Genomic DNA, 15,879 nt, shown 5'->3' on the forward strand with positions numbered 1-15,879 from the left:
CCCGGCGTGCCGTGCCCGCGGTGATCGCACCGGGGCGGCGGTAGGCGTTCGCGCCCGGCCGGGCGACGGGATCACCCCCGGCCGGAGTCGCCCTCGTCGTCGTCACCCAGGACGGCGTCGATGCGCGCACGCGCGCCGTCGAGGTGTTCGGTGCACCGCTCGGCGAGTTCCTCGCCCCGCTCCCACAACGCCAGTGAGGCGTCCAGGTCCTGACCGCCGGCCTCGAGGATGCGGACCACCTCGATCAACTCGTCGCGGGCCTGCTCGTATCCCAGCTCGGAGACGGGGGTCTGCTCGTCGGACATCAGGACTGCTCCTCGGTCGGTTCGGTGGAAGGGGTGGGTCGGCCGGCGGCGGGTGTCGACCCGAGTGCGGCCGCGGAGATGGAGCCGTCGGAGACGCGGATCCGCAGCTGCGATCCGGGTGGGGCGTCGGCGATCGACGAGACCACCCGGCCGTCGTGGCTCCCGGCGACGGACTGCACCACGGCATAGCCACGGGCCAGGGTGGCGGCGGGCCCGAGCGTGGTGAGACGCGCCGACAGGTGGCCCAGCGACGTGGACTCCGAGTCGATGATCCGGGTGATGTCGCGTCGGGCCGCGCGCAGTGCCTCGGCGACGATCTCCGCCCGCGACTCGACGATCCCGTAGGGGTTCGCCATGCACGGCCGCGACCGCACGGCCGCCAGCTGGTTGCGCTCCCGGTCCACCCAACCGCGCAGCGCCCGGGCGGTACGGGACCGGGCCTCGGCGATACGACGACGCTCCTCGATCACGTCGGGCACGACCCGTTTGGCCGCATCGGTCGGGGTGGCCGCCCGCAGGTCGGCGACGAGATCCGACAACGGCGAGTCGGGCTCGTGGCCGATCGCGGAGACCACCGGGGTGCGGCACCGCGAGATCGCGCGGATGAGAGCCTCGTCGGAGAAGGGGAGCAGGTCCTCGACCGACCCGCCGCCTCGGGCGAGGATGATGACGTCGACGACGGGGTCGGCGTCGAGCTCGGCCAGCGCGTCCAGGATCTGGGGCACGGCCGACACCCCCTGCACCGGGGTGTTGCGCACGGCGAAACGCACGTCCGGCCAGCGGCCGCGGGCCACCTCCACGACGTCGCGTTCGGCGGCGCTCGCCCGACCGGTGATCAGGCCGACGCACGTGGGCAGGAACGGCAGGGGCCGCTTGAGTCGGGGGTCGAACAAGCCCTCCGCCGACAGCGCCTGCTTGAGCCGCTCGATGCGGGCGAGGAGCTCGCCCACGCCGACGGGCCGGATCTCCGAGACCTGCAGGGAGAACGACCCGCGGCCCGTGTAGAAGCGGGGCGTCCCCCGCACGACCACCCGGCTGCCCTCGGTGACCGGCACCGGCGACTCCGAGATGAGCCTGGGTGGACACGTGAGCGTCAGCGAGTTGTCGACGGAGGGGTCACGCAGGGTGAGGAACGCGGTGCGGGTGCCGGGGCGCAGGCTCAGCTGGGTGATCTGACCCTCGACCCACACCGCCCCGAGCCGGTGGATCCACGCGGCGATCTGGTCCGAGACCACCCGGACCGGCCACGGCTGCTCGGCGCTGCTCGGCGTGCGCGGGGACGAGGCCGTCACGCGTCGCGGGGGGCGACGCGGCCGGTCGGCACGTCGGGGTCGTCGTCCCGGTCGCGGGCGGCTCTCGAGGACGACCCGTAGATCCGGTAGGACACGTCCAGGACCTCGTCGGGGTCGGCCTCGTCCTCGTCGAACGTCGCCCACTCCGGCTGGTCGGACCGCGCCGGGAACACCGAGGCGAGCACCTTGTCGCCCTTGACGGCCAGGTCCGTGAGGGTCTGACCGGCGTGGAGATAGGACTGGACCAGGCCGCCGGCGACCCGCACGGGGATCGCGGGCAGCGTGGTGACCGCCTCGACCGCACGGCCGGGCAGGGCCACGACATGCTCCGCCGCGGTGGCAGCGAGACCGATCGAGGCACGGGTCAGGAACAGGGGTCGGAGCATGCGGACCTCTCTGCCGGGGGGCGTGAAGGGAGGCGTAATGGTCGAAATCCAGTATGAACCGTACCCTGGGGACATGACCGAGCAGACCGACATGATCGCCGAACCGGCAACCAAGCGGGTACTTCTCGCGGAACCGCGCGGCTACTGTGCCGGCGTCGACCGAGCCGTCGAGACGGTCGAGAAAGCCCTGGCCAAGCATGGGGCGCCGCTGTACGTCCGTAAGGAGATCGTCCACAACAAGCACGTGGTCGAGTCCTTCACCGACCAGGGCGTGATCTTCGTCGACGAGACCGACGAGGTCCCGCACGGCGCGAACCTGGTGTTCTCCGCGCACGGCGTCTCGCCCGCGGTCCGGGAGAGCGCTCTCCAACTCGAACTCAAGACGTTCGACGCCACCTGCCCCCTGGTGACCAAGGTCCACACCGAGGTCAAGCGCTTCGCGCGCGAGGGTTACCTCATCCTGCTGGTGGGCCACGAGGGCCACGAGGAGGTCGAGGGGACCGCCGGTGAGGCGCCCGACGTGGTGACGCTGGTCGACGGTCCCGAGTCCGTGGACGCGCTGGACATTCCCGTGGACACCGAGAAGCTGATCTGGCTCTCGCAGACCACGCTCAGCGTGGACGAGACCATGGAGACGGTGCGCCGCCTCAAGCAGAAGTACCCCACGCTCATCGACCCGCCGTCCGACGACATCTGCTACGCCACGCAGAACCGTCAGGTCGCGGTCAAGACCATGGCCCCGCAGTGCGACCTGGTGATCGTGGTGGGGTCACAGAACTCGTCCAACTCCGTGCGACTGGTGGAGGTCGCGCTGCAGGCGGGAGCCCGCGACGCGCACCTGGTGGACTACGCCAAGGAGATCGACACGTCCTGGTTCGAGGGCGTCACCACCGTCGGCGTGACCTCGGGCGCGTCCGTGCCGGAGATCCTCGTCCGCGGAGTGGTGGACCTGCTCGCCGACCACGGCTTCGGTGACGTCTCCACCGTCCGGACGGCGCAGGAGACCATCACGTTCTCGCTGCCCCGCGAACTGCGGGTCCCCAAGAAGGTCTGATACGCGCCCCCGCCCGCCGGTAGGTGGCGGGGGAGGACGCGGTAGCCGTCAGCGCCCCGGCGCACCCCGCCTCAACGGCGGGCGTGTGCCGGGGCGCTGCGCTGGATGGGCGGCGCCGCGGGGCGGGCGACCCGCGGCCGCGGCTCCAGCACCAGAGCACGGATCAGGGCGATCGCCACCACCACGACGGTCGTGGTGATCATCAGCGGGAAGCGGGTCGCCAGCGGCAGGATGATCGCCACGAGCTGGGACCGCGAGAAGACGTCCGCGCCCGAACCGACCCCGGAGACGACGTAGACCAGTGGGACCAGCAGGGCCATGATGATCGGTGGCTGCACCCCCGCGACGAACACCGAGCGCCGCGCGACCGCGAGCACGGACACCACGCAGCCGAGGAAGAACGCCACGGTGAAGCCCGCGCCGAGGTCCCCGGAGACCGAGTCGATGGCCACGCCGGTCAGCGAGATCGCCACCGCCAGGAGGACCGCGGTCCAGGCCGGCAGCCCCCGCGTCGAGGACAGCACGGACCGCTCGTCCGCGGGTACCCGTCCACTCCTGCGTCTAGTCACGGGAGAAGACTCTAACCTCCCAGTCGGCGGGCGAGGAAACGGCCGAACCGCCGTAGCGGGTTGGGCTTCTCCGCCTCCTGCTCCTGCGGGGACGGGCGGTAGCCGTCGACCGCCTTCGGATCGACGGGGCCCGCCGCCGGCGGGGGTTCATCCGACAACCCCGGTGCGGCGGTGGTGGAGCCGCCGCCCACCTCGTCGTCGTCGGCCTCCACGGTGACCCCTGCGCCCGCACGGGTGGGGACCGGGCGCCGGGGCCCGGCGATGTCGGGGCGCTCGTCGATCATCCCGGCCATGATCGCGGTGCTGCTCTTGCGCAGAGGTGCGAAGCGCGAGCTCGACAGCTCGGCGAGCCACGCGGTCAGACGTCCCTCGTCTGTCGCCGACGCCAGATCCGACGCGGTCACATCACCGGTACGCAGATCGATCTGCTCGTTGATGTAGCGCAGCGCGACCGCCAGTACCGCGAGGAGCGGGACGGCCAGGAACGCGCCGATGATGCCGAACAGCGTGCTACCCGCGGCCACGCCGAGCAGGATGACCCCCGGGTGCAGGTTCATCGCGCGCGACTGGACGATCGGCTGGAGAACGTTGCCCTCGAGCTGCTGCACCAGAATGATCACGACCAGGACGATGATCGCGGTCGTGAAGCCGTTGGCGACCAGGGCGATGAGGACTGCGAGCGCACCCGCGGTGAAGGCGCCGACGATGGGGATGAACCCGGCGATGAACGTGATGACGGCCAACGCCCACGCCAGCGGTACGCCCAGGATCACCAGAGCCAGACCGATGAGCACCGCGTCGACGAACGACACGATCGCCTGGGCGCGGATGTAGCCGCCGAGGGTGTTCCAGGCGCGGGTCAGGACCTCGGTCAGGTGACGGCCGGCGGTGCGCCCGGAGATGCGGCGGACGAACGGGAGGAACCTCGGCCCGTCCTTGATGAAGAAGAACGTCAGGACCAGAACCAGCACGAGGGTGATCACGAAGGACCCCACCGCGCTGACACCGCTGAACACACCCGAGGCGATCTGGTCACCGCGGTCCTGCAGGGTGGAGCTGAGCTGCTCGAGGACCCCGTCGAGCTGCTCGTCCCGGATGTTCAGCGGCGGGCCGCGCAACCAGTCCTGGACCTGGGTGATCGCCTCCGAGGTCTGGTCGGCGAGTTGCACGCTCTGCTCGACGATCGACGGGGCGATGAGGGCGACCACGCCCGAGACGAGGCCGAGTGACGCGATGATGGACAACAGCGAGGCCAGCGTCTTGGGGACCCTGTGCCGCACCATCCACCCCGTCGGCGGCCACAGCACCGTGGAGACGATGAGCGCCAACAGGATCGGGAGGATGCCGACCCACAGGGCGCCACCGATCCTCGATACCAACCAGCCCGCGACGAGAAGGATGGCCAGTCGCAGGGCCCAGTCGGTGACCCAGCGCCCGCCCAGTCCGATGAGGACGGAACGGTCGACGTGCTGCTCCTGGTCCTCGACGGGGGGACGCGGTTTCGGCTCGTCGGTCATGGGTCACATGATGTCAGAGGTCACGGTGGTGTGCTCCCTGACGAGGCGCCCGACGGCCGCGGGGGAGGAGCCGGGGTGCTGTCCGTAGACTGTGCCCTCGTGAGCCTCACCCTCGGAATCGTCGGACTGCCCAACGTCGGTAAGTCGACCCTGTTCAACGCCCTGACGAACAACGACGTCCTCGCGGCGAACTACCCGTTCGCCACCATCGAGCCCAACGTCGGCGTGGTCGATCTGCCGGACCCACGCCTGAACCGACTCGCGGAGATCTTCGGCTCCGAGCGGATCCTGCCCGCCGTCGTGTCGTTCGTCGACATCGCGGGCATCGTCAAGGGCGCCAGCACCGGTGAGGGGATGGGCAACAAGTTCCTCGCCAACATCCGTGAGGCCGACGCGATCTGCCAGGTCGTCCGCGTCTTCGACGACCCGGACGTCATCCACGTCGACGGCAAGGTCGACCCGATGGCCGACATCGAGGTGATCGCCACCGAGCTGATCCTGGCCGACCTGGAGACCATCGAGAAGGCGATCCCGCGGCTCGAGAAGGACTCGCGCAAGGACAAGTCCCTCGTGGCGTTGCTGGACGAGGTCCGCAAGGCGCAGGCCTTGCTCGAGGACGGTCGGACCCTGTTCAAGGCGCAGGACGAGGTCGACCGCGGGCTGCTGCGTGACCTGCACCTGATGACCGCCAAGCCGTTCCTCTACGTGTTCAACGCCGACGAGTCAGTGCTGACCAGCGAGTCGCGTCAGGCCGAACTCCGCGCCGCGGTCGCCCCCGCCGACGCGGTCTTCCTCGATGCGAAGGTCGAGGCCGAGCTGCTCGAACTGGACGAGGACGACGCCATGGAGCTGCTGGAGTCGATCGGCCAGCACGAGCCGGGCCTGAACTCGCTCGCCCGCGCCGGGTTCCACACCCTGGGCCTGCAGACCTACCTCACCGCCGGCCCCAAGGAGTCGCGCGCCTGGACAATCCGCAAGGGCGACACCGCCCCCAAGGCCGCCGGCGTGATCCACACGGACTTCGAGAAGGGCTTCATCAAGGCCGAAATCGTCTCCTTTGCCGACCTCGACGCCGCCGGGTCGATGGCCGCAGCCAAGGCCGCCGGCAAGGTGCGCATGGAGGGCAAGGACTACGTGATGGCCGACGGCGACGTGGTGGAGTTCCGGTTCAACGTGTGAGTCGGCCGGTCACCGAGCATGCATGCCGACGTTGACCACATTGCCTGATGCGTCGCGGTAGAAGAACCGGACGACGCCCCACTTCTCTGATCTGAGCCGGTGCACGATCTGGAGACCTGCCGCCACGGTGCGGTCGTACGCGGTCTGAACGTCGTCCACGAAGATTGAGACGTCTGGGTTCTCCGGGGCTTGTGTCATCGGCGGTGATCAGACTCAGACCGTCAGATCGGGAACGATGCGTTCGATGTTCATGACAGCACCATCGCCCTCCGCGATTCGCCGCACAAGAGAACGGTGTGTGCCGGGGCTCGGTGGGATGCGGGTTTACCATGCGGAAACCGGGACATCGCACACCTCGGTCCGGATCCGATCACGCGGAACCGCCGCGCCTCAGGAGGGCTTCCATGACCCGCTACCGCTACTTCGCAGCCTCGACCCTCGATGGGTTCCTGGCCGACGATGAGCACTCCCTGGCCTGGCTTTTCAAGCACGATATCGACGAGAACGGGCCGGGCAGCACCGCGGCGTTCCTCGTCGATGTGGGAGCCCAGGTCATGGGCTCGTCCACGTATATGTGGGTGCTCGAGCACGACCGTGAGTGGCTGCCGGAGATCCCCACCTTCGTGTTCACCCACCGCAGTCTGGAGGCGGCGAACGAACATGTCTCCTTCGTCGCCGGGGACCCTGTGGATCATCGCGGAGCTCTTGAATCCGCGGCCGGCGGCCGCGATGTGTGGGTGATGGGGGGTGGTGGCATCGCGGCAGAATTCGCGGGGGCCGGGATGCTCGACGAGGTGGTGGTCTCGATCGCGCCCGTGACCCTCGGTTCAGGAAAGCCGCTGTTCGGCGGTGCCTTCGATCTCCAACTCACGGGGTGCGAGCGGAACCGTGACTTCGTGGTGGTCCGGTACGACGTCCAGGGGCCACTGACAAGCCCTTGAAATTGCGCGCGGTTCAGCCCAGCTGACGTGATGAACGCGCGAGCTGTGCCACGGGGTCGCCCGGGATCCGGATGACTGAACCCTGGCTACCTCACTGCCTCGGTGAGGGACGCGGCAGAAATCTCCTCGCGAACGATGCGAGCGCCCGCGCTGAGCGCGCTCAACTTCGCGAGCGCGATGTCCCGTGGGAAGGGCGCCATCCCGCAGTTCGTACTCGGCAGGAGTTTGTCCGCGTCGACGAACCCGAGTGCCCGCCGGAGAGTGGCGGCGACCTCGTGCGGGGTCTCGACGCGCTCGTCTGCCACGTCGATCGCCCCGAGCATGACCTTCTTGCCCCGGACTAGCTCGACGAGGTCAATCGGGACACGAGAGTTGTGGCACTCCAGCGAGATGATGTCGATGCTGGACTGCTGCAGTAGTGGAAACGACTCCTCGTACTGTCGCCATTCCGACCCGAGGGAGGCCTTCCAGTCGGTGTTGGCCTTGATCCCGTAGCCGTAGCAGATGTGTACCGCGGTCTCCGCGCGGAGTCCCTCGGCTGCTCGTTCCAGTGCCGCCACGCCCCAGTCCTTCATCTCGTCGAAGTAGACGTTGAACGCGGGCTCGTCGAACTGGATGATGTCGACCCCCGCGGCCTCGAGATCTCGGGCCTCCTGGTTGAGGATCGTCGCGAACTCCCACGCCAACTTCTCACGGCTCTTGTAGTGGCCGTCGTAGAGCGTGTCGATCATCGTCATGGGGCCGGGGAGCGCCCACTTGATCGGCTGATCGGTCTGCTGCCGGAGGAACCTCGCGTCGTCGACGAACACGGGCTTTGAGCGGCTCACGTCGCCGATTACTGTGGGCACGCTCGCGTCGTAGCGGTTGCGGATCCGGACGGTCTCGCGCCGATCGAAGTCGACGCCGTCGAGATGCTCGATGAAGGTCGTGACGAAGTGCTGACGGGTCTGCTCGCCGTCGCTGACGATGTCGATGCCGCGGTTGCTCTGTTCGTGGGCTGCGATACGCAGCGCGTCCTGTTTGCCCTCGCTCAGCTCGTCGCCCTGCAACCGCCAGGGCGACCAGAGGACTTCAGGCTGGGCGAGCCACGAGGGCTTGGGCAGGCTGCCGACGGTGGACGTGGGCAGGATCCGGTTCATGGTCGACTTTCCTCCGGTGGTCATCCGACGAGAACGGCGTGGCGGGCGGCCCACTGCTCGAGGAGTTCTCGGTGCGGCTTGATGAAGTGTTCTTCCGTGTACGCGCCCTGCTTCTTCGCGAGCTGACTGCGCTCGTCACGGTCGTAGACAATCGGGGTGCGCGAGTAGTCCTGTTGATCCAAGGACGGCCGGTAGACGTCAGTTGCGGCCGAGTGCGCGTTGTAGATCTCCGGCCGATAGATCTTCTGGAACGTCTCCATGACGCTGATCGTGCCGATGAGCTGCAGGTCCGAGTAGTCGTTGAGCAGTTCGCCGCGGAAATAGAACGCGAGCGGGGCGACCCCGCCGGGTGGCATGAAGTACCTGACCTGGAGCCCCATCTTGTGAAAGTACTCGTCGGTCAACGAGTAGTCGTTCTGCTGGTACTCGGCGCCGAGGACCGGGTGCTGGTAACCGGTCCGGTGGTAGGTCCTGCTCGTCGACACGCTGATGCAGATCACGGGATCCACCTCGAATCGTTCCCCGTACGCCGCGGAGTCGAGAAAGTGCTGAAACAGCTTTCCGTGCAGGACACCGAAGTCGCTGGGCACGGTGAACTCGGAGCTTCCTTCATTGACCGACGGCAGCCGAACGCTGAAGTCGTAGTCGCGGACGTAGGACGAGAAATTGTTGCCCACGATGCCCGGCAGGCGGTGCCCGGTCTGGTGATCGACGATCTGGATATCCAGTACCTCGATCAGGGGGAACCCGTGATCGGCATCGTCCGTATAGAACTGCAGGTCCGCGGAGACGATCTCGAGTTCGACCGAATAGCGGTCCCCGGTCGGGTTATCCCGGCGTGCGAGGTCGTTGAATCGGTGGTTGATCATCGACAGGGTTCGGCGGAGATTCTGCTGCCGATGCTCGCCGCGAGCCAGGTTCGCGAAGTTCGTGGTGGTCCGAGAGCTCTCCGACGGAGAGTAGTTCTCGTCGAAGCGGGTGGTGGTGATGCTGAACGTGAGTTCGTTCGACATGTACGTCCAATTCAGGGCTTGGTCGGCCGGGCTCGGCGCTGCGGAAATTCTGTATCCCCATCCTGCAGTCCCAGTTCAGGTATCGGGTAACTAACGTTTGCTATGGATCTCTATAGGCTGTAGCTATGCGCCGGGAATCCAGAGGTATCACACTCCAGCAGCTGCACTACTTCATCGAGGTCGCCGCGGAGGGCTCGATCACCGGCGCTGCGGAGTTGCTCTACGTCGCCCAGCCGACCATGTCCGCCGCGATGAAGGACCTCGAATCCAGGGTGGGGCGCACCCTGCTTGCCCGGTCCGCCCGGGGAGTGACGCTGACCGACGAGGGCGCGGAATTCCTCGGCTACGCCCGACAGGTCGTCGAACAGATGTCGCTGCTGGAGCAGCGCTACCTCGGCCAGCCACCCTCACGGCGGTTGCTCGGGGTATCCGCACAGCACTACTCGTTCGTCGTGGAGGCGTTCATCCGGATGGTCAGGTCCGGCGACGCGGAGCAGTACGAGTTCTCGCTCCGGGAGACCCGCACGTGGGACATCATCGAGGACGTCCGGACACTCCGCAGTGAGGTGGGAGTCCTCTACCGGAATGACTTCAACCGCAAGGTCATCGACAAGCTGTTGCGGGACTCCGGGCTGGTGTTCCACCCGCTGTTCACGGCGACCCCGCACGTGTTCATCTCCCGGCAGAACCCCCTGGCCACCAGGGACCACGTCACGCTCGAGGATCTCGCAGACCTTCCGCGGCTGACGTTCGACCAGGGCGCGAACAACTCGTTCTACTTCGCCGAGGAGATCCTCTCCACACTCTCCAGTGCCCGGGAGATCCGGGTGTCCGACCGTGCGACCATCTTCAACCTCATGATCGGGCTGGACGGCTACACGATCTCGACCGGCATCATCAGTGACGACCTGGATCCCGAGATCGTCGCCATCCCCCTCGAAGTGGACCAGAGCATCGAGATCGGATGGATCAGCCACTCCGGAATCCCGCTCACCGAACAGGCGCAGCGCTACCTGGCCGAGATGCGGGCCGTCGTGGCCGACTACGGAATCGACCTGCTCGACGCCCGTGAACGCCCGGGCGGGCCTAGTCGGAGTCGGGACGTCGGCGGTTCTCCTTGATGGCACCGCGCCGGCTCTTGGCTTCCAGTCGGCGGCGCTGCGAACCCCGGGTCGGGCGCGTCGGTCGACGGGGACCCGCCGGGGCAACGGCCTCACGAAGAAGCCCGGCGAGACGGACGCGGGCCGCGGCCCGGTTCCGCCGCTGGGAACGCTCCTCGGAGGCCGCGATCGTCAGTACCGTGTCGTCGAGCTGAGAGGCGAGATTGCGCAGCACCCGGGCCCGCTGCGTCTCTTCGAGTGCAGTGGTGGTGGCGAGATCGAGGCTGAGCTGGACCCGCGAATCTGTGGTGTTGACGCCCTGGCCGCCGGGGCCGGAGGAGCGGGAGAACTGCTCGACGAGCTCGACCGCCGGGATCCGGAGGCCGTGTGGTGCCCCGGGCCCCGGCGCGATGAGCAGATCGTCCATGGTGTCATTGTCCCCGCTCGTCCTCAGGCGCCTTTCGCCGCAGAGTCAGTCGACCTCCAGCTCGTACACGCCAGAGGTGTCAGTGAACAGTGCGGTGTCACCGGGGCGGGCAACGGCAAGGAAATCGGCGCCCCACCGGAACCGGTCGGTGAACGAGCACACGTCCCAGATCTCGTGGTTGGCCGCGTCGTCCATGTACTCCTCGGATTCCAGTCCGGTCACCGATTCGATGCTGTCCCCGACGAACGTCACCCACCGCGGCGGGTGCTGGGCGTGCAGCTTCGACAGGAACACGGGCAATCCGCTCGCTCCACCGGATGCCACGGTGCTCTCCCGGGTCACGTCGAGGAGGGCATCGACGGATCCGGCGGCGTCGACCAGCGCATCCCAGCCGTTGGTCGCCGCGAACCCGGCTTCGGCATCGGTGAGCAGGCGAAGGGTGCGCATGTGTCCGACGACTGTGCCGCCCTCGGTACGGACCTCGTCAAATGTCGAGCCCCAGCGCGATCCCGTCGCCATGATCGCGGAGATCCCGGTGCCGTTGAGAAACGGGCCGTCGTTGCGCCACGGCGCCTCGACGGGTGGCACGCGCCGGTGGGCGGCGATGTCGTCACAGACGATCTACAGGGCGACCTGCGCCGCCCCCTGCTGACCGTCGAGAACCTCGACGGCGAGTTCGACCCGCTCACCCGAGTCGGTCGGGAGTCTGGACACGCCGGCGGTCATCACGGTGATCGGTCCGTTCGCAGGACACTTCTCGATGACCCGGACAGCGCCCCCGATCAGCTCGGGATACATCGAGGGATCCACCCCGAACGCATCGAAGACGTGCATCGGGAAAGCCTCGTCGGCGGTCATGGGCACAGTCTGGCAAGCGACCTGAAGCCCTGCAAGGTGTCGAGACCGGTGCGCCGAGCCGGGACGCGTGAAAAGGGGTGCCGGCAGCTGCAGCCGTTCGGGTCGACGTGGCCGCCGGTGAAGTCGTCGTCGTCAAAAAACATCGCGGCCACGGATTCCGGGTCCGGCGACAGCTACCCCTGATGCTCGAGACGGGACCTGCGTCGAAGGGACTTGGGGGTCCTGCGGAGGAACACCGCGTCGGACTCATCGAAGGTCTCGGCCGTCCGCGGATCCGCCAGCGCCCACCCCAGGTACAGGTGCGGCATGATCGACGGCTTACGCCACACCCACACGCCGCGCATCGGCTCACCGAAGATCTCCACGCCACTGATCACATCGCGCTCGGCGAAGCTGTCGCCGAGGCGGATGGCCCTGTCGCGCTGCGAGGCCTCCAGAACCTCGTCGATCCACGCCGTCACCGCGGCGCGCTGGCGGCGCAACACCTCGGGCGGCACGATCGTCATGAACAGCGCCACATACACAAGCACCGGCCGCAGCCACCACGCCGGAAGGGAGGAGTAGTTCCTGCGGACCTCGGCTGCGGTCCCTGACGGAGGGAGATCGGCCAGCGATGGCACCCACAGATCGGCCAGATCGGGCCGGCGGCCGAGACGGTCGAATATGCCTCGCGGATCGCACGGCCAGGAAGACTTTACAGCCGTCGAAACAGCCTCTCCGCAAGGGGAGAAGCATTGTAGGGCCTTCGAAGTGGTTCGGCCCGGCGGCTCAGTGGGATTCGTCGTAGAGGGCCCGGGCTTCGAGGACGCTGGGGAGCTCGGACTCGATGATCGCCGTCAGTTGCTGGAGCGGATCGGCGACCCGGAGGCCGAGCGGGGCGAGTGCATAGGTGACGTGCGGCGGGATAGTGCTGTGCACCGTGCGGACGACCATGCCATCCCGTTCGAGGTCGCCCAGAGTCTGGGAGAGCATCCGGTCGCTGATGCCGTCGACGCGGCGCCGGACCTCACTGAAGCGCAGGGGCTCGTCGGCCAGCCGTAGCGCCACGATCGTGAGCGCGCCCCACCGGCCGGTGAGGTGCTGCAGGGCTCCCCGGGATGAGCAGCCCCGGGCGAACACGTCGGCCGGGAGGGGCTCGTGGGGCGCGTGGTCAGGGGAGGTCATACCCGCCATCATGGCATACGTAATTGCTAACAAATGGGTTGCGCTAATAGAAAGTTAGTGGCAAAGTGGGTGACGAATCACCAACCAACTAACCCAAGGAGTTCTTCCCATGCGTATCGCAGTAACCGGAGCAACCGGCCATCTCGGCGGTCTGGTCATCGACTCTCTGTTCGCCCGCGGCGTCGAAGCGTCCGACATCGTCGCCGTGGTCCGTGACGAAGCAAAGGCGGAGCCCCTTGCCGCGAAGGGCCTGAAGCTCGGCGTCGCCTCCTATGAGGACGAGGCGGCACTCACCGAGGCGCTCGAGGGCGTCGATCGACTCGTCCTGGTATCGGGTAGTGAGGTGGGCCAGCGCCTCGCGCAGCACACCAACATCATCAATGCCGCCAAGGCCGCCGGGGTCTCGCTGATCGCCTACACCAGCCTGCTCAACCTCGACACCTCCGAGCTGGGCCTGGCCCCCGAGCATCGTGGCACCGAGAAGCTGCTCGCCGACAGTGGAATCGACCACGTCCTGCTCCGCAACGGCTGGTACTGGGAGAACTACGCGTCCGCGCTCGACTCGGGACGAGCGGTCGGAAAATTCTTCGGCGCTGCCGGCGATGCGAAGGTCTCAGGCGCGGCCCGTCGCGACTACGCGGAGGCCGCTGCGGTGGTGGTGACCACCGACGGGCACGTCGGCAAGGTGTATGAGCTCGCCGGAGCGCCGGCTGTGACCTACCCGGAGATCGCTGCCGCGGTGGGCACCGTGATCGGAGCCGATGTCCAGTACGTCAACCAGGCGGTCGGGGAGTACGGGGAGACCCTCAAGGGCTTCGGTCTGCCCGCCGAGGTCGCGGAGATGTTCGCCGGGATGGACCCGGTGATCGCCGGTGGCGCCCTCTACTCGGACAGCACCGACCTGCAGGACCTCATCGGGCGCCCGTCGACCTCCGTGGCGGAGGCTCTCTCGCAGGGATGACGTCCTCGACGTAGTGCCGCGATGGGTCGGTGGCCCGCGTGGTTCCCCGCTCCACTGATGCTGACGAACGATGACGGCCCCGCTTCCTCCATGGGAAGCGGGGCTGTTCTGCTGGTAGTTGCCGCAGGCGAGGTGGCGTGCGGGGAAGTCGCGCGGCCCACCGTGCAGCGCAATCGTCCTCTGTAACGTGCTGGGGGAGCAGCAGTCGGTTCGCGGCGACACCGGCGTGACAGAGATCGGCGGAAGCAGATGGCGTCCCAGCATCAGTGGAGTTCAGCGTTCGAATGGAACCCGCCGGCGACCCCCGCTGAGATCGCGCTGGCGGAAGACGAGCACGGAAGGCCACTACCCGCGGCCTACGTCGCACTGGTGACAGTGCACAACGGTGGATTCACCCCGAGCAGCCTGAGCATCCTCGAGGTGGAGGAGATCGTCCAGCGAAACGCGGACTATGAAGTGTCGGAGTACATGCCCGGATACCTCATGATCGGCGACGACGGAGGCGGTACGGCAATCCTGCTCAACGAGGGGGACGGGCGCATCTAAGAAGTCGACATGGGGGTCATGGACGAGAGTGAGGCGACGCTGAGTGCGCACTCGCTCGACGAACTCCTGGAGTTCGGCACGGGTCTTGCCGATCGGGGTCCCCGGGCCAGCTGACCTACCGGGATTCGGCTGGGTGCGGGTCAACGACTAGCGTCCAGGGAAGGTGGCGTTCAGAGCTGGTGACGAGAACCGGCGCCACCGCACACAGGAGGACTGAGTCATGAGTTTTTCCGTCTACCTCGCCGGTGAGATCCACACCGACTGGCGCGAGGAGATCAGGCGCGGTGCCGAAGCCGCCGGTCTGGATGTGGTGTTCACCGCCCCCGTCACCGACCATCCGGCCAGCGACGCCGCCGGGGACCATCTGGGGGAGACCGGGAACCAGTTCTGGCGCGACCACCAGTCGGCCAAGGTGAACTCCATCCGCACACGAACCCTGATCGAGCAGGCGGACATGGTGGTGGTCCGTTTCGGGGACAAGTACAAGCAGTGGAACGCCGCCTTTGACGCGGGCCACTGCGCGGCGCTCGGCAAGCCTTACGTGACTCTCCACGATGCCGACATCATCCACCCGCTCAAGGAGGTCGACGCCGAGGCACAGGCGTGGTGTACGACCACCGATCAGGTGGTGGAGACGCTGCAGTACATCCTCAAGCCCTGACCGGGCGGTGCTCCCCGTGCAGCCCGGCCGCGAAGACGGTGCAGTCGTGACGGGTCCTCCGGCGCCTGCCGGGAGCCCGCGACGTCCTTCCCCTATGGGCGGCGCTCGCCCGCGGCGCGAGGATCTGGCCCGGTTCGCCACCGATGACCCGGACGCGATGGACGATGTGCTGCCCGTCGCGCCGGCGCGTCTCCGACTGCTCATCGTGGGAATCAACCCCGGATTGTGGACCGCTGCGGTCAACGCGCCGTTCGCCCGCCCGGGGAACCGCTTCTGGCCCTCACTCCACCGTGCAGGTCTGACCGATGAGCTCGTGGACGCCTCCGCAGGACTCTCGGCCCCGGACGAACGTCAGCTCACCTCGCGAGGGATCGGGGTGACCAACCTCGTCGGTCGTGCCACCGCCAGGGCCGATGAACTCTCCCGCGATGAGCTCCGCGCCGGAGGGGAACGATTGATCTCGCGGGTCCGCGACCTGAGGCCCGGTCTCGTGGCGATCGTGGGGATCACCGCCTACCGGGCGGCCTTCGTGCAGCCGCGGGCGACCACGGGCCCACAGGATGCGTCTGCGATTCGAGGCTGGCCGGCCGGTGTGGCGCTCTGGGTGGTGCCCCAGCCGAGCGGATTGAACGCGCACGAGACCGTCGATTCGCTGGCCGGGTACTGGCAAGAGGTCTGGCGTGTCGTTGAGGGCACGGGTGGTGATCACGGCACCGATGCCCGAGGCATGACGCTGTGAGTCGAGGGTGGCCGGATATCTGTTCACC

General features: G+C 67.7%; 21 protein-coding genes. 8 read left to right on the forward strand and 13 right to left on the reverse strand.

Annotation, left to right across the window (positions count from 1 at the left end; all coding sequences use genetic code 11):
* Nucleotides 1-71: 71 nt before the first annotated feature.
* Genes Q2K20_RS06195 through Q2K20_RS06205 form a run of 3 tightly spaced genes read right to left on the reverse strand, consistent with a single transcriptional unit; the run spans nt 72 to nt 1,983 of the window.
* Complete coding sequence (locus tag Q2K20_RS06195; RefSeq protein ID WP_067715599.1) at nt 72-305, reverse strand: exodeoxyribonuclease VII small subunit; 234 nt, start codon at nt 303-305, stop codon at nt 72-74.
* Complete coding sequence (gene xseA / locus Q2K20_RS06200) at nt 305-1,597, reverse strand: exodeoxyribonuclease VII large subunit (protein WP_069390313.1); 1,293 nt, start codon at nt 1,595-1,597, stop codon at nt 305-307. Before xseA ends, Q2K20_RS06195 begins: the two co-directional genes overlap by 1 nt.
* Nucleotides 1,594-1,983 (reverse strand): hypothetical protein, encoded by a 390-nt coding sequence (locus Q2K20_RS06205; RefSeq protein WP_269500938.1) that lies wholly within the window; start codon nt 1,981-1,983, stop codon nt 1,594-1,596. Before Q2K20_RS06205 ends, xseA begins: the two co-directional genes overlap by 4 nt.
* 73 nt (nt 1,984-2,056) lie before the next feature.
* Between Q2K20_RS06205 and Q2K20_RS06210 the strand changes: the two genes are divergently transcribed.
* On the forward strand, nt 2,057-3,037 hold the full coding sequence (locus Q2K20_RS06210; RefSeq protein WP_069390312.1) for a 4-hydroxy-3-methylbut-2-enyl diphosphate reductase: 981 nt from the start codon (nt 2,057-2,059) through the stop codon (nt 3,035-3,037).
* Between the two features lie 71 nt (nt 3,038-3,108).
* Here the strand turns inward: Q2K20_RS06210 and Q2K20_RS06215 are convergent, their stop codons facing one another.
* Together Q2K20_RS06215 and Q2K20_RS06220 are read right to left on the reverse strand one after the other, a co-directional pair.
* The gene (locus Q2K20_RS06215; RefSeq protein ID WP_259839696.1) at nt 3,109-3,606 is read right to left on the reverse strand and encodes a DUF6542 domain-containing protein; all 498 of its coding nucleotides are present in this window, start codon (nt 3,604-3,606) and stop codon (nt 3,109-3,111) included.
* A gap of 11 nt (nt 3,607-3,617) precedes the next feature.
* Nucleotides 3,618-5,123, reverse strand: coding sequence for an AI-2E family transporter (locus tag Q2K20_RS06220; RefSeq protein WP_269500939.1), 1,506 nt, complete (start codon nt 5,121-5,123; stop codon nt 3,618-3,620).
* A gap of 99 nt (nt 5,124-5,222) precedes the next feature.
* Here Q2K20_RS06220 and ychF point away from each other — a divergent pair, with 99 nt between their 5' ends.
* On the forward strand, nt 5,223-6,302 hold the full coding sequence (ychF, locus tag Q2K20_RS06225; RefSeq protein ID WP_119191793.1) for a redox-regulated ATPase YchF: 1,080 nt from the start codon (nt 5,223-5,225) through the stop codon (nt 6,300-6,302).
* Between the two features lie 9 nt (nt 6,303-6,311).
* Here ychF and Q2K20_RS06230 read toward each other — a convergent pair whose 3' ends face one another.
* Complete coding sequence (locus Q2K20_RS06230) at nt 6,312-6,461, reverse strand: VOC family protein (protein ID WP_156523563.1); 150 nt, start codon at nt 6,459-6,461, stop codon at nt 6,312-6,314.
* Between the two features lie 245 nt (nt 6,462-6,706).
* Here Q2K20_RS06230 and Q2K20_RS06235 point away from each other — a divergent pair, with 245 nt between their 5' ends.
* Nucleotides 6,707-7,243, forward strand: a complete 537-nt coding sequence (locus Q2K20_RS06235) for a dihydrofolate reductase family protein (protein ID WP_067715554.1) — start codon at nt 6,707-6,709, stop codon at nt 7,241-7,243.
* Between the two features lie 86 nt (nt 7,244-7,329).
* Here Q2K20_RS06235 and Q2K20_RS06240 read toward each other — a convergent pair whose 3' ends face one another.
* Both Q2K20_RS06240 and Q2K20_RS06245 read right to left on the reverse strand, forming a co-directional pair.
* Entirely contained in the window at nt 7,330-8,382 is a 1,053-nt protein-coding gene (locus tag Q2K20_RS06240; protein WP_067715552.1) for a methionine synthase, read from the reverse strand.
* A 20-nt stretch (nt 8,383-8,402) separates the two neighbouring features.
* Nucleotides 8,403-9,395, reverse strand: coding sequence for a putative oxygenase MesX (locus tag Q2K20_RS06245; RefSeq protein ID WP_119191746.1), 993 nt, complete (start codon nt 9,393-9,395; stop codon nt 8,403-8,405).
* Between the two features lie 125 nt (nt 9,396-9,520).
* Between Q2K20_RS06245 and Q2K20_RS06250 the strand changes: the two genes are divergently transcribed.
* A complete protein-coding gene (locus tag Q2K20_RS06250; protein WP_096905197.1) occupies nt 9,521-10,516 on the forward strand; it encodes a LysR family transcriptional regulator in 996 nt (331 codons plus the stop codon).
* On the opposite strand, the gene arfB is transcribed toward Q2K20_RS06250, so the two are convergent.
* From arfB to Q2K20_RS06275, 5 genes are all read right to left on the reverse strand, one after another.
* Complete coding sequence (gene arfB / locus Q2K20_RS06255) at nt 10,482-10,922, reverse strand: alternative ribosome rescue aminoacyl-tRNA hydrolase ArfB (protein ID WP_119191747.1); 441 nt, start codon at nt 10,920-10,922, stop codon at nt 10,482-10,484. The genes Q2K20_RS06250 and arfB overlap by 35 nt on opposite strands.
* Before the next feature lie 45 nt (nt 10,923-10,967).
* Nucleotides 10,968-11,510: a hypothetical protein gene (locus Q2K20_RS06260; protein ID WP_200841553.1), complete on the reverse strand. Its 543-nt coding sequence runs from the start codon at nt 11,508-11,510 to the stop codon at nt 10,968-10,970.
* 33 nt (nt 11,511-11,543) lie between these two features.
* Nucleotides 11,544-11,780, reverse strand: a complete 237-nt coding sequence (locus tag Q2K20_RS06265; RefSeq protein WP_200841554.1) for a hypothetical protein — start codon at nt 11,778-11,780, stop codon at nt 11,544-11,546.
* Between the two features lie 173 nt (nt 11,781-11,953).
* Nucleotides 11,954-12,286 (reverse strand): hypothetical protein, encoded by a 333-nt coding sequence (locus Q2K20_RS06270; protein ID WP_182640314.1) that lies wholly within the window; start codon nt 12,284-12,286, stop codon nt 11,954-11,956.
* 262 nt (nt 12,287-12,548) lie between these two features.
* Nucleotides 12,549-12,944: a winged helix-turn-helix transcriptional regulator gene (locus tag Q2K20_RS06275; protein ID WP_067719208.1), complete on the reverse strand. Its 396-nt coding sequence runs from the start codon at nt 12,942-12,944 to the stop codon at nt 12,549-12,551.
* A 109-nt stretch (nt 12,945-13,053) separates the two neighbouring features.
* Here Q2K20_RS06275 and Q2K20_RS06280 point away from each other — a divergent pair, with 109 nt between their 5' ends.
* From Q2K20_RS06280 to Q2K20_RS06295, 4 genes are all read left to right on the forward strand, one after another.
* Entirely contained in the window at nt 13,054-13,905 is an 852-nt protein-coding gene (locus tag Q2K20_RS06280; RefSeq protein WP_317176755.1) for an SDR family oxidoreductase, read from the forward strand.
* A 249-nt stretch (nt 13,906-14,154) separates the two neighbouring features.
* Nucleotides 14,155-14,451, forward strand: coding sequence for an SMI1/KNR4 family protein (locus Q2K20_RS06285; protein ID WP_067719213.1), 297 nt, complete (start codon nt 14,155-14,157; stop codon nt 14,449-14,451).
* Nucleotides 14,452-14,671: 220 nt separating this feature from the next.
* On the forward strand, nt 14,672-15,112 hold the full coding sequence (locus Q2K20_RS06290) for a YtoQ family protein (protein ID WP_067718552.1): 441 nt from the start codon (nt 14,672-14,674) through the stop codon (nt 15,110-15,112).
* Nucleotides 15,113-15,206: 94 nt separating this feature from the next.
* Nucleotides 15,207-15,851: a mismatch-specific DNA-glycosylase gene (locus Q2K20_RS06295; protein WP_119191749.1), complete on the forward strand. Its 645-nt coding sequence runs from the start codon at nt 15,207-15,209 to the stop codon at nt 15,849-15,851.
* The last annotated feature ends 28 nt before the right edge of the window (nt 15,852-15,879 follow it).

Source organism: Dietzia sp. IN118 (assembly GCF_032905965.1).
GTDB classification, from domain to species: domain Bacteria; phylum Actinomycetota; class Actinomycetes; order Mycobacteriales; family Mycobacteriaceae; genus Dietzia; species Dietzia kunjamensis.

Excerpts from the sequence above, each read along its gene's own strand:
- Q2K20_RS06195 (WP_067715599.1), bottom strand. The coding sequence starts at position 305 with ATGTCCGACGAGCAGACCCCCGTCTCCGAGCTGGGATACGAGCAGGCC.
- Q2K20_RS06205 (WP_269500938.1), bottom strand. The coding sequence starts at position 1,983 with ATGCTCCGACCCCTGTTCCTGACCCGTGCCTCGATCGGTCTCGCTGCC.
- Q2K20_RS06210 (WP_069390312.1), top strand. The coding sequence starts at position 2,057 with ATGACCGAGCAGACCGACATGATCGCCGAACCGGCAACCAAGCGGGTA.
- Q2K20_RS06220 (WP_269500939.1), bottom strand. The coding sequence starts at position 5,123 with ATGACCGACGAGCCGAAACCGCGTCCCCCCGTCGAGGACCAGGAGCAG.
- Q2K20_RS06235 (WP_067715554.1), top strand. The coding sequence starts at position 6,707 with ATGACCCGCTACCGCTACTTCGCAGCCTCGACCCTCGATGGGTTCCTG.
- Q2K20_RS06240 (WP_067715552.1), bottom strand. The coding sequence starts at position 8,382 with ATGAACCGGATCCTGCCCACGTCCACCGTCGGCAGCCTGCCCAAGCCC.
- Q2K20_RS06245 (WP_119191746.1), bottom strand. The coding sequence starts at position 9,395 with ATGTCGAACGAACTCACGTTCAGCATCACCACCACCCGCTTCGACGAG.
- Q2K20_RS06250 (WP_096905197.1), top strand. The coding sequence starts at position 9,521 with ATGCGCCGGGAATCCAGAGGTATCACACTCCAGCAGCTGCACTACTTC.
- arfB (WP_119191747.1), bottom strand. The coding sequence starts at position 10,922 with ATGGACGATCTGCTCATCGCGCCGGGGCCCGGGGCACCACACGGCCTC.
- Q2K20_RS06265 (WP_200841554.1), bottom strand. The coding sequence starts at position 11,780 with ATGACCGCCGACGAGGCTTTCCCGATGCACGTCTTCGATGCGTTCGGG.
- Q2K20_RS06270 (WP_182640314.1), bottom strand. The coding sequence starts at position 12,286 with ATGACGATCGTGCCGCCCGAGGTGTTGCGCCGCCAGCGCGCCGCGGTG.
- Q2K20_RS06275 (WP_067719208.1), bottom strand. The coding sequence starts at position 12,944 with ATGACCTCCCCTGACCACGCGCCCCACGAGCCCCTCCCGGCCGACGTG.
- Q2K20_RS06280 (WP_317176755.1), top strand. The coding sequence starts at position 13,054 with ATGCGTATCGCAGTAACCGGAGCAACCGGCCATCTCGGCGGTCTGGTC.
- Q2K20_RS06285 (WP_067719213.1), top strand. The coding sequence starts at position 14,155 with ATGGCGTCCCAGCATCAGTGGAGTTCAGCGTTCGAATGGAACCCGCCG.
- Q2K20_RS06290 (WP_067718552.1), top strand. The coding sequence starts at position 14,672 with ATGAGTTTTTCCGTCTACCTCGCCGGTGAGATCCACACCGACTGGCGC.
- Q2K20_RS06295 (WP_119191749.1), top strand. The coding sequence starts at position 15,207 with ATGGGCGGCGCTCGCCCGCGGCGCGAGGATCTGGCCCGGTTCGCCACC.